We start from the raw sequence: 12,501 nt of genomic DNA, 5'->3' as shown, positions 1-12,501 counted from the left end.
ATGCGCACCGGCCACGCCAACCTGTATCCCAAGGACGAGGCCATCATCGCCAGCAACGAGCGGCGCGATGCGCGGCGCAGCCAGCGCCAGGTCTACATCACCTTCGCGCTGGAAAACAGCTATGCGGTGGAGATCAAGCAGGTGCGCGAGATCATCGACCTGTCGGTCGGCGAGATCACCCGTCCACCCGGCCTGCCCGCCTTCATGCGCGGCATGATGAACCTGCGCCAGCAGATGGTGACGGTGATCGACCTGCGCAGTCTGTACCAGATGGCGCCGCTGGCCGACACCTCGCAGTCGAAGATCCTGGTGGTGGAACGCGGCGAAGAATGCTTCGGGCTGATGGTGGACGCGGTGGAAAACATCATGACCATCGAGGACAGCCGCCGCTACGGCGCGCCGAAGATGATGCGCAATCCAAACTCGCAGGGCGATCCGCGCAGCGAAATGGATGAGGTCATCAATATCGACGGCGCGGACGGCGCGCAGAAGACCCTCAGCGTGTTCCAGTGCGACCGCCTGCTGGAACGGCTGGCCAGGGAGATTCCGGCGCTGGCGGCATGAGGCCTGGTGGAGTACAGTAGCAGTATTGCTAATCTGGAGTTTCCCCACCATGCCGATGCCGATATCCCGCCGTTCGATTGCCCTGTTGATTCCGATGAGCCTGCTGGCCGCCAGCGCCTATGCGATTTCGCTGTCCGACCTCAGCAACCAGGATGCGTCCGGCGGCCTGAAGGCGGCGCTGGAAACCGGCTCGAACGCCGCCGTGGCCAAGCTGGGCGCCGATGGCGGCTTCCTCAACAACGACAAGGTGCGCATTCCGCTGCCCAAGATCCTGGAGCAGGCGCGTCCGATCCTGAAAATGACCGGCAAGGGCCAGCAGCTCGATGACCTGGTGGTACAGATGAACCACGCCGCCGAGTCCGCCGTGCCGATGGCCAAGCCGCTGCTGATCGACGCCGTCAAGTCGATGAGCATCACCGATGCCAAGAATATCCTGACCGGCGGCGACACCTCGGTCACCGATTTCTTCCGCGCCAAGACGCAGGACAAGCTGGCGGTGCAGTTCCTGCCGGTGGTGAAGAAAGTCACCGACAAGTCGGGCCTGGCCACCAAGTACAACACGGCCATGGGCCTGGCGCCGAAGATGGGCATGCTGGCCAAGGACCAGGCCACGGTGGAAGGCTACGTCACCCAGCGCGCGCTGGACGGCCTGTACACCATGATCGCCGAGGAAGAAAAAGCCATCCGCGCCGACCCGCTGGGCACCGGCAGCAAGCTGATCGGAAAAGTCTTCGGCGCGCTCAAATAACTTGGTTTTCTCCTAAGCCCGGTTCGCCGGGCTTTTTTTTCGCCTTGAATTTGTGGCCAAGCGGTATTAAGATAGATAGGTAGCCTACCTATCATCCTAACCATGACCACCGATATTTCACCACAGGCGATCGCACTGGCAGACGAGTTGCGCACCGCCCTGCACCACATCTTCCGGCGCTTGCGCCAGGAAAGCGACAACGATCCTGCCGGCCTGACGCTGCAGCAGAAAATGCTGCTGTCAACCATCAGCCAGCAACCCGGCATCGGCGTGGCCGACCTGGCGCGGCAGGAAAAGCTGCGCGGGCCGACCATGAGCGGCCATATCAAGGCGCTGGAAGCGCTCAACCTGGTCAAGCGCGACGCGCCCGATCCCGAGGACCGCCGCCGCAGCGGCCTGCTGCTGACCGAGCACGGCGACACGGTGCTGCAAGAGCTGCGCGCGCGCCGCCGCGACTGGCTGGCGCGCAAGCTGGCACAGCTGCCGCCGGAAGGCGCGGCCGCGCTGCGCAACGCACTTGTCTACCTGAATGAGATCGGCGAATGAAGACTTCCATCCGTAACATCTATATCGGCCTGGTCATCATGATCGGCCTGGCGGCGCTCGACCAGAGCATCGTCGCCACCGCGCTGCCGCGCATCGTCTCCGACCTGGGCGGCATGTCGCACCTGTCCTGGGTGGTGACGGCATATGTGCTGGCCTCCACCGCCACCATGCCGCTGTACGGCAAGCTCAGTGACCAGTACGGACGCAAGTTGCTGCTGTACGCGGCCATCATCATTTTCCTGCTCGGCTCCATCCTGTGCGGGCTGGCGCAGAACATGGTCGAGCTGATCGCCTTCCGCGCGATCCAGGGGCTGGGTGCGGGCGGCTTCATGCCGCTGGCGCAAATCGTCATCGGCGACCTGGTGCCGCCGGCCGAACGCGGCAAGCGCCAGGGCAGCATCGCCGCCGTGTACGCGCTGACCAGCGTGCTGGGCCCGGTGCTGGGCGGCCTGCTGACCGACTGGCTGTCGTGGCACTGGATTTTCTACGTCAACCTGCCGGTCGGCGCGGTGGCCCTGTACGTGATCGCCAAGTCGATGCCGCACGATAAGCCGCACCACGCGCACAAGATCGACTACCTCGGCTCGGCGCTGCTGACCGGCGCGGTGACGGCGGCGCTGCTGGTACTGGCGCTGGGCGGCACCGAATGGGCCTGGAATTCGCACGAAATCCTCTACACCGCCGTGCTGGCCGTGGTGTTGACGGTGGCGTTGCTGTTCCATGTGCGCCGCGTACCGGAGCCGGTGCTGCCGCCGGACCTGTTTGACAACCGCGTGTTCAACGTCGCCAGCGTCGTGCTGGCGCTGACCTTCGTCGGCATGATGGGTTCGAGCGTGTTCTTCCCGCTGCTGTTCCAGATGGTGATGGGGGCCAGTCCGGCCAACTCGGGCCTGCTGACCATGCCGATGATGGTGGGACTGGTGATTTCGTCGGCGCTGAACGGCCGTGTCCTGGGCAAGTCCGGCCGTTACAAGCCGGCGCAGGTGGTGGGCCTGGCGCTGGCGACGCTGTCCTTCGGCGCGCTGGCCTGGGGCATTCTCAACAACGCCGGCTACCTGGTGCTGGAACCTGCCATCTTCGTGCTGGGCGCCGGCCTCGGCCTGGTGATGCCCAACATGACGATGGCGGTGCAGAACGCCCTGCCCGCCACGCGGCGCGGCGTCGGCACGGCCATGCTGGGCTTCTTCCGTTCGCTGGGCGGCCTGGTCGGCGTGACCGGCTCGGGCGCCATCCTGGCGCAGCAGCTGCACGGCCAGGCGGCGAGTGCCGCCAATGCCATGCTGTACCGCCATGCCATCGGCCAAATTTTTGGCGTCGGCACGGTGATGGTCGGGCTCGGACTGCTGATGCTGTTCTGGCTGCCCGAGCTACCGCTGGCCCATCATACAAGCACGCAGAAATAAGGAGGCACCATGCACGCATTCGCACATTTCTTCACCGGCGCCTTGCTGTGCAACGCCCTGCCCCACCTGGCGGCGGGCTTGCAGGGCCAGGCCTTCCCGACGCCGTTTGCGAAACCGCGCGGCGTCGGCCTGTCCAGCGCGCTGATCAATGTACTGTGGGGATTCGCCAATCTGCTGGCCGGATTCTCGCTGCTTGCGGCCTATCCGGTACAGGTCTCGCTGTCGCCGGAATTCGGCCTGACCATCGCCGGAGCGCTGCTGCTCGGCATCTACCTGGCGGTGCATTTCAGCAAAGCCCGGCGGTAACCGGGCGCGGCGCGATACTTATTGGCCCAGGGCCAGCGCCGGACGACGCAGGGCCGGACGGTTGTTGCCATGACGGCTGGTCGCAACGCTCTCGACCTTGAAGGTGCTGACCATTTCTTCCAGCTGGGCAGCCTGCTCCTGCATGGCGTTGGCGGCGGCGGCCGCTTCTTCCACCAGCGCGGCATTCTGCTGGGTCACTTCGTCCATCGACACGATGGCCTGGTTGATCTGGTTGATGCCTTCGCTCTGCTCTTCGCCGGCGACCATGATTTCGGTCATGATGCTGGTGACGCGCTCGACGCTGCTGACGATGTCATTCATCGTCGCGCCGGCCTTGTCGACCAGCTGGTTGCCGGCGTCGACCTGTTCCACCGATTCGGTAATCAGTTCCTTGATTTCCTTGGCGGCGGCAGCCGAACGTTGCGCCAGGTTGCGCACTTCGGTGGCGACCACGGCGAAGCCGCGGCCCTGCTCGCCGGCACGGGCGGCTTCCACGGCGGCGTTCAGCGCCAGAATGTTGGTCTGGAAGGCGATACCATCGATCACGCCGATGATGTCAGCGATCTTGCGCGACGAGGTGTTGATGTTGCCCATGGTGTCCACCACCTGCGACACCAGCTGACCACCCTTGCCGGCCACGTCCTGCGCACTCAACGCCAGTTGATTGGCCTGGCGGGCGTTGTCGGCGTTCTGGCGCACGGTCGAGGTCAGCTCTTCCAGCGACGACGCGGTTTCTTCCAGCGCGGCGGCCTGGTTTTCGGTGCGGCGCGACAGGTCCAGGTTGCCGGAGGCGATCTCGGCGCTGGCGGTGGCGATGGCGCTGCTGCCACTGCGGATGCTGCTGACGGTGCTGGACATCTGGTCCTGCATCTTCTGCAGGCCTTGCATCAGCTTGCCCATTTCATCGTTGCGCGAAATGTCGATCTGGTTGGCCAGGTTGCCGGTGGCGATCTGGTCGAAGTGGCCCAGCGCGTGTTGCAGCGGACGCAGGATGGCGCGCAGCAGGCGCACGGCCGAGAAGATGATCAGCGCGGCACCCAGCACCAGCGCCACGGTGTAGCTCTTGGTGAAGGTGGAGAAGAACGACTGGCTCTGCTCGTAGTGGTCCTTGGCCGAGGTCAGCTGGTAGTCTTCCAGCTTGACCGAGGCGGCGTCGAAAATGCCGAACTGCGCCGACAGGGTTTTCATCGACAGGTTTTCGATCTTGTCCTGATCCTGCGCGCGCAGCGCGGAGATCAGCGAGCGCAGTTCGCCCACGTAGGTGGCGCGCTTGCCTTCCAGATCCTTGGCCAGCAGCTTTTCATCGTCGCCCAGCGGCAGGGCCAGGTATTCTTTCCAGGCCTTGTCGGAATCCTGGATGAACCCTTCGGCGCGGCCCAGGGTTTTCTCCAGGTCCGGCGCTTCCGGATGGAACACGCCGCGGTCGATCACGAAGCGCGAACGGTTCAGGAAGTTCTTGGCGTTGCCCAGGGCGATGGTCGACGCCATCTGGTTGGAGTACACGTCTTTCAATGCGAAGTTAACGGTATTCATGCCGAAGATGCTCAGGCCGCCGAGGACCAGCATCAGGATGCCGATGACGGACATGGTGGCGATCAGGCGCGTGCGGATGGTTATGCTATTGAACATAGTTTTTCTCGTCTTATTGGATTGGCCGGGAGCGTGCCGAATAGATAACTATCGCCGGGCTGGTGCTTGCCGGGATACGCGCCTGGATTGGCCGAGGTGGCCATTAAAAAGTGCTGTAGGGCAATAATGTAATGGCAAAGCCGTTTGAGGTCAAACCATTTGTTTCTGAAATAATTCCGATATTGATAGTTAGAAACAATAATCCCGGCGCGCGGCCGGGATGATTTCAGGCCGTCAACGGCTGTTCATGCGGTCGGCAGGCGGTACTCGCGGTACTGCTCGCGCAGCTTGTTTTTCTGGATTTTGCCCGTGCCGCCCACTGGCAAGGTTTGCGCAAACACCACATCATCGGGCAGCCACCACTTCGCCACCTTGCCGTCGAAATGGGCCAGCAACTCCTCGCGGCCAAGCTCGTGGCCGGCGCGGAGAACCACCAGCAGCAGCGGCCGCTCATCCCATTTGGGATGGAAAACACCTATGCATGCGGCCTGCATGACGGCCGGGTGCGACATGGCGATATTCTCCAGATCGATGGTGCCGATCCACTCGCCGCCGGATTTGATGACATCCTTGGCGCGGTCGGTGATCTGCATGAAGCCGTCCGCATCGATGGTGGCGACGTCGCCGGTCGGGAACCAGCCGTTCTCCAGCACGTCGCCGCCCTCGTGGCGGAAGTAGCTGGCAATGATCCACGGCCCCTTGACCAGCAGGTTGCCGGCGCTGACGCCGTCCCAGGGCAATTCCTCGCCTAGCTCGTCGACGATTTTCATGTCGACGCCGTAGATGGCGTGGCCCTGCTTCTGCAGGATCTTGCGCTGCTCTTGCTTTGGCAAGTCCATGTGCTTGGCCAGCAGGCCGCCGGTGGTGCCCAGCGGCGACATCTCGGTCATGCCCCAGCCGTGGATCACCTCGACGCCAAAATCGTCGATCAGCGTGTTCATCATGGCTGGCGGGCAGGCCGAGCCGCCGATCACCGTGCGGCGGAAGGTCGAGAACTTCAGATTGTTTTGCAGGCAGTAATTGATCAGGCCCAGCCACACCGTCGGCACGCCGGCCGAGAACGTCACTTTTTCCTTCTCCATCAACTCGTAGACGGATTTGCCGTCCAGCGCCGGGCCGGGAAACACCATTTTCGCACCGGACAGCGGCACCGAATACGGCAAGCCCCAGGCGTTGACGTGGAACATCGGCACCACCGGCATGACGGCGTCGCGCGAGGACACGTTCAGCACGTTCGGCAAGGCCGATGCGTAGGCGTGCAGCACCGTCGAGCGGTGGGAATACAGCGCGCCTTTCGGGTTGCCGGTCGTGCCGGACGTATAACACAGTGTGGCAGCGGCGTTTTCGTCGAACACCGGCCAGGTGTAGTCGCCATCCTGCGCGGCCAGCAGATCTTCGTAGCACAGCAGATTGGGCATGCTGGCGGCGGCCGGCATGGCGCCGGCGTCGCCCAGCAATATCCAGCCCTTGACGGTCCGGCAGTGCGGCGCGATGGCTTGAACCAGCGGCAGGAAACACGCATCAAACAGCAGGTACTGGTCTTCGGCGTGATTGCAGATGTAGGCCAGTTGCTCCGGATGCAGGCGCGGATTGATGGTGTGCAGCACCGCGCCGCTGCCGGACACGGCATAATAAGCTTCCAGGTGACGGTAACCGTTCCAGGCCAGTGTGGCGACGCGCTCGCCCATTTCCACGCCAAGCTGACGCAGCGCCTGTGCCAGCTGTTTGGCGCGGCGGTGGCAGTCGCGGAAGGTATAGCGGTGCAGGTCGCCCTCGACGCGCTGGGAAACGATCTCGCTGCTGCCGTAGTGGCGCGCGGCGAAATCGAGGATGGTCGAGATCAGCAGCGGCTGATCCATCATCTGGCCCATCAGTGGCGCTGGGGATGGCATGGTCGTCTCCGATTGTTTTATAGGCAAAGTTTCGTGCGCTGGCCGCTCCAGCGTCAATGGTTTTCGATGCTGCACTGCCGCATTCGCGCACTGCGGTAAAATCCAAGGCTCAGTCAACCTGGAGTACATCATTACAGTCGCCAATCTGCCGCTGGACAATTCTTTCGCGTCCCTGCCGCCTGCCTTTTACACCCGGTTGATGCCGACACCGCTGCCCTCGCCTTATCTGGTGAGCATCAGCACGCCGGCAGCGCAGTTGCTCGGGCTGTCGCCGGCCGAGGTGGCCGAGAGCCTCGACATCCTGATCGGCAACGCCGTGCCTGACCGCGCACAGCCGCTGGCGGCCGTGTATTCCGGCCACCAGTTCGGCGTCTGGGCCGGCCAGCTCGGCGACGGCCGCGCCATCCTGTTCGGCGACGTGCCGACCGCGCAAGGTCCGCTGGAGCTGCAATGGAAAGGCGCCGGCCTGACGCCTTACTCCCGCATGGGCGACGGCCGCGCCGTGCTGCGCTCGTCGATCCGCGAATTCCTGTGCTCGGAAGCGATGCATGCGCTGGGCGTGCCGACCTCGCGCGCGCTGTCGGTGGCCGGTTCGGACCAGGGCGTGATGCGCGAAACCGTGGAAACCTCGGCGGTGGTGGTGCGCATGGCGCCCAGCTTCGTGCGCTTCGGCTCCTTCGAGCACTGGTACTACCGCCAGAAAAACGACGAGCTGAAACTGCTGGCCGACTACGTCATCGACCGCTTCTATCCGGCGCTGCGCCAGGCCGAGAATCCGTACCGCGCGCTGCTGGAGGAAGTCACGCGCCGCACCGCGCACATGATCGCGCACTGGCAGGCGGTCGGCTTCATGCATGGCGTGATGAACACCGACAATATGTCCATCCTCGGCCTGACGCTCGATTACGGCCCTTACGGCTTCATGGAAGCGTTCGACGCCAACCACATCTGCAACCACACCGACCAGCAGGGCCGCTATTCCTACGCCAACCAGCCGCAGGTAGGCCACTGGAATTGCTACGCACTGGCGCAGGCGCTGCTGCCGCTGATCGGTGAAGTCGAGGAAACGCAAGCCGCGCTGGATGTCTACCAGCCGGAATTCGCCGCCAAGCTGGACGAGCTGCTGCACGCCAAGCTGGGCCTGCAAGTGCTGGACCAGCATTTCGACACCGACCGCGCGTTGCTGGACGATATGTTCGCCATGCTGTCGGGCGTGGATTTCACGCTGTTCTTCCGCCGCCTGAGCGGTCTGCGCGCGGCCGACGCCAGCGGCGATGAAGCGCTGCGCGACCTGTTCATCGACCGCGCCGCTTTCGACGCCTGGGCCGAACGCTACCGTGCGCGCCTGCAAGCGGAGCAAAGCGATGACGCCGCGCGCGCGCTTGCGATGAATCAAGTCAACCCCAAATACGTGCTGCGAAACTATCTGGCCCAAGTGGCCATCGAAAAGGCGCAAAATAAGGACTTTTCCGAAGTGGAGCGCCTGCTGACAGTGTTGCAGCGCCCCTACGACGAACAGCCCGAACACGAGCACTATGCCGCCCTGCCCCCTGATTGGGCCAGCCATCTTGAAGTCAGTTGTTCTTCTTAAGCGAGAAATAAGCCATGAGCAATAAAGTTGTCAAATCCGACGCCGAATGGCGCGCCGAACTGGACCCGATGGAATACGAAGTCACGCGCCATGCCGCTACCGAACGTGCTTTTACCGGCAAATTCTGGGATCATCATGAGCACGGCATCTACACCTGCGTCTGCTGCAATACGCCGTTGTTCCGGTCCGACGCCAAGTTTGATTCCGGCTGCGGCTGGCCGAGCTATTTCGAACCGCTCGATCCGGCCAATGTGATCGAAAAGGTCGACCGTAGCCATGGTATGCTGCGCACCGAAATCATTTGCGCCGTCTGCGATGCGCACCTTGGCCACGTATTTCCGGACGGTCCGCCGCCGACCGGACTGCGTTATTGCATTAACTCGGCGTCCCTGCGCTTTGACCCACAAGACTAATAAGACACCATGAAATTCCTGTTCGACCTGATCCCGGTACTGCTGTTCTTCGGCTCCTACAAGCTGGCCGGCTGGAACGCCGAAGCGGCGCAGCACTTCATCAACACCTACCTGAGCGGCATGATTTCCGGTGGCTCGGTGACGGCCGAGCAGGCGCCCATCGTGATCGCCACGCTGGTCGGCATCCTGGCCACGATGGCGCAGATCGGCTGGATCAAGCTGCGCGGACGCAAGGTCGACGGGATTTTGTGGCTGTCGCTGGGCATGTTCGTCGTGTTCGGCGGCCTCACCATTTACCTGCACGACGAGGATTTCATTAAATGGAAACTGAGCATCGTGTACTGGCTGTTTGCCGCCGCGCTGCTGGTGAGCGACCTGGTGTTTAAAAAGAACCTGATGCGCAAATCGATGGGCGAGATGATCGAATTGCCGGACCAGATCTGGACCCGCCTGAATGTGGCCTGGATCGCCTTCTTTGCCTTTATGGGCGTATTGAACTGGTATCTGGCGTTTGTGCTTTTCAAGGGCAATACCGACGCCTGGGTCAGCTTTAAGGCATTCGGCGCCACCGCCATCATGTTTGTGTTTATCGTCGCGCAAACCATTTACCTGTCGCGTCACATGAAGGACCAGGCATGAATCAGATTCAAGATACCCGCATGGAACGCATGCGCGCCGCTTTCGAAGCCAAACTGGCGCCGGTCGAACTGGTGCTCGATGACGACTCGGCGGCCCATGCCGGACATGCCGGCGCCGCCTCTGGTGGCGGGCATTACAACGTCAGAATTGTTTCGTTACAATTCGAAGGCCTTAAACTCGTCACAAGACATCGACTCGTGTATGATTCCGTGCACGATATGATGCATAAAGAAATTCATGCATTGGCCATTACCGCATTGGCTCCGTCCGAAGTATGATGTCGTGCTTGGGTCTGGAAGTGGCTGCTATCGCCTTTTAAAATAATTGAAGACAAAGAACGATAGTTAGTCCAGGTCCATCCAGGCAACTCGCTAAAACTTTTTCCAAAACAGGAATTAATAATGACTTTCAAGCCAGCTAAGTTGCTGATTGCACTTCTCGTTGTCGCCGTACCAGCTTTTGCGCAGAACGTTGCCGTTGTTAATGGTAAAGCTATCCCGACCTCGCGCGTGGAAGCTGTTGTCAAGCAAGTCGTGGCCCAGGGCCAGCAGCCAGATTCGCCGCAACTGCGCGAACTGATCAAGAAAGACCTGATCGGCCGCGAAGTGATGATGCAAGAAGCTGAAAAGCAGGGTTTTGGTAAAAACGCCGATGTGAAGACCGCCATCGAAAACGCCCGCCAGGCCATCATCATCAACGCCATGGTTGCTGATTACCTGAAAAAAAATCCGGTATCGGACGCGGAAATCAAGGCCGAGTACGATCGTTTCGTCGCTCAAGCCGGCGACAAGGAATACCACGTGCGCCACATCCTGCTGGCCACCGAAGCGGAAGCCAACGACGTGATCGCCAAGATCAAGGGCGGCGCCAAGTTTGAAGACCTGGCCAAGCAGTCGAAAGACACCGGCTCGGCAGCCAATGGCGGCGATCTGGACTGGGCCTCGCCTTCGTCCTTCCCGCCAGTATTCTCGCAAGCTTTCGTAGCACTGGGCAAAGGCCAAGTGACCGAGAAGCCAGTGCAGACTCCGAACGGTTTCCACGTGATCAAGGTGGACGACATCCGCGCCGCAAAACTGCCGACTCTGGAAGAAGTGAAGCCACAAGTGGCTGAAGCGCTGACCCAGAAGAAACTGCAAGCGTACCAAGAAGAACTGGTAAAGAAAGCAAAAGTGCAGTAATGTAATGAAAGGCGGCGCCCTGCGGGGCGCCGTTTTTAATTCTGCGTAGGTATGATGCACCTTCAGAGTGTAATTTTTAAAGGATTTAGATAATGATGTTGAAGCCAGCCCGTCTGATGTTAGCCCTGATCGCTGTCGTTGCAGCACCAGCATTCGCGCAGAACGCCGCGACCGTCAATGGCAAGGCTATTCCTGCCTCCCGCGTTGATCAAATGGTCAAGCAGGTTGTGGCCCAAGGCCAGCAGCCTGATTCGCCGCAGCTGCGCGAGATGGTCAAGAAAGAACTGATCGGCCGCGAAGTACTGCTGCAGGAAGCCGATAAACAGGGTTACGGCAAAAAGCCTGATGTGACCGCTGCTATCGATAACGCCCGTCAAAGCATTATCATCAATGCGATGCTGGCGGATTATGTGAAAAAGAATCCGGTGTCGGACGCTGAAATCAAAGCGGAATACGACAAATACAAAGCTGCCATGGGCGGCACCGAATATCACTCGCGTCATATTCTGGTGGCCACCGAACAGGAAGCCAAGGATATTATCGCCAAGCTGAAAGCCGGCGGTAAATTCGAAGAGCTGGCCAAGGTATCGAAAGACGGTTCGGCCAATAACGGCGGCGACCTGGGCTGGATGACTCCAGGCAAACTGGTCAAGCCATTCGCTGACGCCATGGTGGCACTGAAAAACGGTGAAATCACCCAGACGCCAGTGAAAACCGAATTCGGCTACCACGTCATCAAACTGGAAGAATCGCGTCCAGTCAAACTGCCGTCGCTGGAAGAAGTCAAACCGCAGGTGGCTGAAGCCCTGCAACAGCGCAAGATCGTCGCTTACCGCGAAGAGCTGGTGAAAAAAGCCAAAGTCCAGTAAGCTGGATCGCTGAACAAAAAGCGCCTGCATGCAGGCGCTTTTTTTACGCCTGAAGAATAGTATGACAGCTGAATTCCTCAACGGCATCGAAGCCGCCCTCGCCTCCGCCGCCGACCACGCCCGTGCGCCGGCCATGCGCGCCTATATGCGCGACCAGTTCGATTTCCTCGGTGTCGGCACACCGCAGCGCCGCGCGGCCGCCAAACCGCTGCTGCGGGCGTTAAAAGGCGCCGGCGCCGACCGGCTGCTCGCGCACGCCCGCGCGCTGTGGCGGCTGCCGCAACGGGAATATCACTATGTGGCGCTGGATCTGCTGGCGCTGCATTGGAAGGAACTGGCGGTATCGGATATTCCGGCGCTGCTGGAACTGGTGCGGGATAAATCGTGGTGGGACAGCGTCGATACGCTGGCCGGCATAATCGGCGACGTCCTGCGCGGCCAGCACGATTATATGGACGCCGCGCTGCAGGACAAGAATATGTGGGTGCGGCGCATCGCCCTGTTGCACCAACTGGGCTGGCGCGATAAAACCGACGCGCAGCGGCTATTCAGTTATTCCCTGGCGCTGGCACATGAAAAAGAATTCTTCATTCAAAAAGCCATCGGCTGGGCATTAAGGGATTATGCCCGTCACGCACCGGACGCGGTGCGCTTATTCACCCACAAAGAAAAAGAGCGGCTCGCGCCGCTCAGTTTCCGTGAGGCGAATAAGCACCTCTAAGC

Annotated in this window: 14 protein-coding genes; 12 read left to right on the top strand and 2 right to left on the bottom strand. The window is 61.2% G+C overall.

Annotation, left to right across the window (positions count from 1 at the left end):
* The first annotated feature begins 21 nt into the window (after window positions 1–21).
* The 5 genes from GJ695_RS30580 (at window position 22) to GJ695_RS00565 (ending at window position 3,567) form a co-directional block, all read left to right on the top strand.
* A complete protein-coding gene (locus GJ695_RS30580; RefSeq protein WP_371866469.1) occupies window positions 22–564 on the top strand; it encodes a chemotaxis protein CheW in 543 nt (180 codons plus the stop codon).
* A gap of 55 nt (window positions 565–619) precedes the next feature.
* Entirely contained in the window at window positions 620–1,312 is a 693-nt protein-coding gene (locus GJ695_RS00580) for a DUF4197 domain-containing protein (RefSeq protein WP_154361911.1), read from the top strand.
* Window positions 1,313–1,414: 102 nt separating this feature from the next.
* Complete coding sequence (locus tag GJ695_RS00575) at window positions 1,415–1,858, top strand: MarR family winged helix-turn-helix transcriptional regulator (RefSeq protein ID WP_154361675.1); 444 nt, start codon at window positions 1,415–1,417, stop codon at window positions 1,856–1,858.
* Window positions 1,855–3,261: an MDR family MFS transporter gene (locus GJ695_RS00570; RefSeq protein ID WP_154361674.1), complete on the top strand. Its 1,407-nt coding sequence runs from the start codon at window positions 1,855–1,857 to the stop codon at window positions 3,259–3,261. The genes GJ695_RS00575 and GJ695_RS00570 overlap by 4 nt, the downstream gene beginning before the upstream one ends.
* Window positions 3,262–3,270: 9 nt before the next feature.
* Window positions 3,271–3,567 (top strand): hypothetical protein, encoded by a 297-nt coding sequence (locus tag GJ695_RS00565; RefSeq protein WP_154361673.1) that lies wholly within the window; start codon window positions 3,271–3,273, stop codon window positions 3,565–3,567.
* Window positions 3,568–3,585: 18 nt separating this feature from the next.
* On the opposite strand, the gene GJ695_RS00560 is transcribed toward GJ695_RS00565, so the two are convergent.
* Together GJ695_RS00560 and GJ695_RS00555 are read right to left on the bottom strand one after the other, a co-directional pair.
* A complete protein-coding gene (locus tag GJ695_RS00560; protein ID WP_154361672.1) occupies window positions 3,586–5,196 on the bottom strand; it encodes a methyl-accepting chemotaxis protein in 1,611 nt (536 codons plus the stop codon).
* Window positions 5,197–5,441: 245 nt separating this feature from the next.
* Entirely contained in the window at window positions 5,442–7,088 is a 1,647-nt protein-coding gene (locus GJ695_RS00555; protein WP_154361671.1) for a 3-(methylthio)propionyl-CoA ligase, read from the bottom strand.
* Here GJ695_RS00555 and GJ695_RS00550 point away from each other — a divergent pair.
* The 7 genes from GJ695_RS00550 (at window position 7,087) to GJ695_RS00520 (ending at window position 12,499) form a co-directional block, all read left to right on the top strand.
* Complete coding sequence (locus tag GJ695_RS00550) at window positions 7,087–8,679, top strand: protein adenylyltransferase SelO (protein ID WP_208023337.1); 1,593 nt, start codon at window positions 7,087–7,089, stop codon at window positions 8,677–8,679. The two genes, GJ695_RS00555 and GJ695_RS00550, sit on opposite strands and share 2 nt — an antisense overlap.
* Window positions 8,680–8,693: 14 nt before the next feature.
* Window positions 8,694–9,092, top strand: a complete 399-nt coding sequence (msrB, locus tag GJ695_RS00545; protein WP_154357743.1) for a peptide-methionine (R)-S-oxide reductase MsrB — start codon at window positions 8,694–8,696, stop codon at window positions 9,090–9,092.
* Window positions 9,093–9,101: 9 nt separating this feature from the next.
* Window positions 9,102–9,731 carry a septation protein A gene (locus GJ695_RS00540; RefSeq protein WP_154361670.1) on the top strand — a complete coding sequence of 210 codons (630 nt, stop codon included), beginning with the start codon at window positions 9,102–9,104 and terminating at the stop codon, window positions 9,729–9,731.
* On the top strand, window positions 9,728–10,009 hold the full coding sequence (locus GJ695_RS00535) for a BolA family protein (RefSeq protein ID WP_154357741.1): 282 nt from the start codon (window positions 9,728–9,730) through the stop codon (window positions 10,007–10,009). Before GJ695_RS00540 ends, GJ695_RS00535 begins: the two co-directional genes overlap by 4 nt.
* Before the next feature lie 123 nt (window positions 10,010–10,132).
* On the top strand, window positions 10,133–10,909 hold the full coding sequence (locus tag GJ695_RS00530) for a peptidylprolyl isomerase (protein ID WP_154357740.1): 777 nt from the start codon (window positions 10,133–10,135) through the stop codon (window positions 10,907–10,909).
* Between the two features lie 92 nt (window positions 10,910–11,001).
* A complete protein-coding gene (locus GJ695_RS00525; RefSeq protein ID WP_154361669.1) occupies window positions 11,002–11,778 on the top strand; it encodes a peptidylprolyl isomerase in 777 nt (258 codons plus the stop codon).
* Window positions 11,779–11,839: 61 nt separating this feature from the next.
* On the top strand, window positions 11,840–12,499 hold the full coding sequence (locus GJ695_RS00520; protein WP_154361909.1) for a DNA alkylation repair protein: 660 nt from the start codon (window positions 11,840–11,842) through the stop codon (window positions 12,497–12,499).
* Window positions 12,500–12,501 lie beyond the last annotated feature (2 nt).

This window comes from Duganella alba, from assembly GCF_009674495.1.
GTDB lineage: Bacteria > Pseudomonadota > Gammaproteobacteria > Burkholderiales > Burkholderiaceae_D > Rugamonas > Rugamonas alba.
This window is presented reverse-complemented; position numbering and strand designations above follow the sequence as displayed.

Excerpts from the sequence above, each read along its gene's own strand:
- GJ695_RS00580 (WP_154361911.1), top strand. The coding sequence starts at position 620 with ATGCCGATATCCCGCCGTTCGATTGCCCTGTTGATTCCGATGAGCCTG.
- GJ695_RS00575 (WP_154361675.1), top strand. The coding sequence starts at position 1,415 with ATGACCACCGATATTTCACCACAGGCGATCGCACTGGCAGACGAGTTG.
- GJ695_RS00570 (WP_154361674.1), top strand. The coding sequence starts at position 1,855 with ATGAAGACTTCCATCCGTAACATCTATATCGGCCTGGTCATCATGATC.
- GJ695_RS00565 (WP_154361673.1), top strand. The coding sequence starts at position 3,271 with ATGCACGCATTCGCACATTTCTTCACCGGCGCCTTGCTGTGCAACGCC.
- GJ695_RS00560 (WP_154361672.1), bottom strand. The coding sequence starts at position 5,196 with ATGTTCAATAGCATAACCATCCGCACGCGCCTGATCGCCACCATGTCC.
- GJ695_RS00550 (WP_208023337.1), top strand. The coding sequence starts at position 7,087 with ATGGTCGTCTCCGATTGTTTTATAGGCAAAGTTTCGTGCGCTGGCCGC.
- GJ695_RS00555 (WP_154361671.1), bottom strand. The coding sequence starts at position 7,088 with ATGCCATCCCCAGCGCCACTGATGGGCCAGATGATGGATCAGCCGCTG.
- msrB (WP_154357743.1), top strand. The coding sequence starts at position 8,694 with ATGAGCAATAAAGTTGTCAAATCCGACGCCGAATGGCGCGCCGAACTG.
- GJ695_RS00540 (WP_154361670.1), top strand. The coding sequence starts at position 9,102 with ATGAAATTCCTGTTCGACCTGATCCCGGTACTGCTGTTCTTCGGCTCC.
- GJ695_RS00535 (WP_154357741.1), top strand. The coding sequence starts at position 9,728 with ATGAATCAGATTCAAGATACCCGCATGGAACGCATGCGCGCCGCTTTC.
- GJ695_RS00530 (WP_154357740.1), top strand. The coding sequence starts at position 10,133 with ATGACTTTCAAGCCAGCTAAGTTGCTGATTGCACTTCTCGTTGTCGCC.
- GJ695_RS00525 (WP_154361669.1), top strand. The coding sequence starts at position 11,002 with ATGATGTTGAAGCCAGCCCGTCTGATGTTAGCCCTGATCGCTGTCGTT.
- GJ695_RS00520 (WP_154361909.1), top strand. The coding sequence starts at position 11,840 with ATGACAGCTGAATTCCTCAACGGCATCGAAGCCGCCCTCGCCTCCGCC.